This window comes from Mesorhizobium sp., from assembly GCF_004963255.1.
In the GTDB taxonomy this organism is placed as follows: domain Bacteria; phylum Pseudomonadota; class Alphaproteobacteria; order Rhizobiales; family Rhizobiaceae; genus Mesorhizobium.
Window position 1 is genome coordinate 1 of the sequence record NZ_SUGA01000102.1, and the last position, 683, is coordinate 683.

General features: G+C 65.4%; 1 pseudogene. It reads left to right on the top strand.

Features of this window, described 5'->3' with window-relative positions:
* Window positions 1-625, top strand: a pseudogene (locus tag E5X34_RS32625) (IS66 family transposase zinc-finger binding domain-containing protein); the annotation flags it as partial.
* Between the last annotated feature and the right edge of the window lie 58 nt (window positions 626-683).

Consider the following 683-nt stretch of genomic DNA (forward strand, 5'->3'; position numbering starts at 1 on the left):
TTCCCGACGATCCGGACGCGCTGAAGGCGATGGTCCTGGCGCGCGACGTCGAGAACGCCCGGCTGATCCAGATCATCAAGGAATTGCAGCGCCACCGCTTCGGCCGGCGTGCTGAGATGCTCCCCGAGGATCAATTGCTGCTGGGACTCGAAGAGGCCGAGCAGATCGAGGCGGCCGGTGAGGAAGAGACGGAGCAATCTGCTCCCGCAGAGCGCCAAGCAAAGGCCACGAAGCGCCGAGCGAACCGGGGCGCGCTGCCGCCCCATCTGCCGCGCGTGGAGATGGTTGTCGACATCGAGGACCGTACTGCCCGTGCTGCCGCAATGGGTTACATCGGATCGGCGAGGACGTGAGCGAGCGGCTCGACATCGTGCCGGCGCAGCTGCGTGTGATCGTCGTGCGTCGGCCCAAATATGCCTGCCGCGCCTGCGAGGATGTTGTGGTTCAGGCTCCGGCGCCGGCCCGACTGATCGAGGGTGGTCTTCCGACCGAGGCGACGGTTGCCCAGGTGCTGGTGTCCAAATATGCCGATCACCTTCCGCTCTATCGTCAGGCGCAGATCTACGCCCGGCAAGGAATCAATCTCGATCGCTCCACGCTCGCCGATTGGGTCGGCCGCGCCGCCTGACACCTGCGTCCGGTGCATGAGCGGCTGCTTGGCAAGCTGAAGTCCTCGCCAAAAC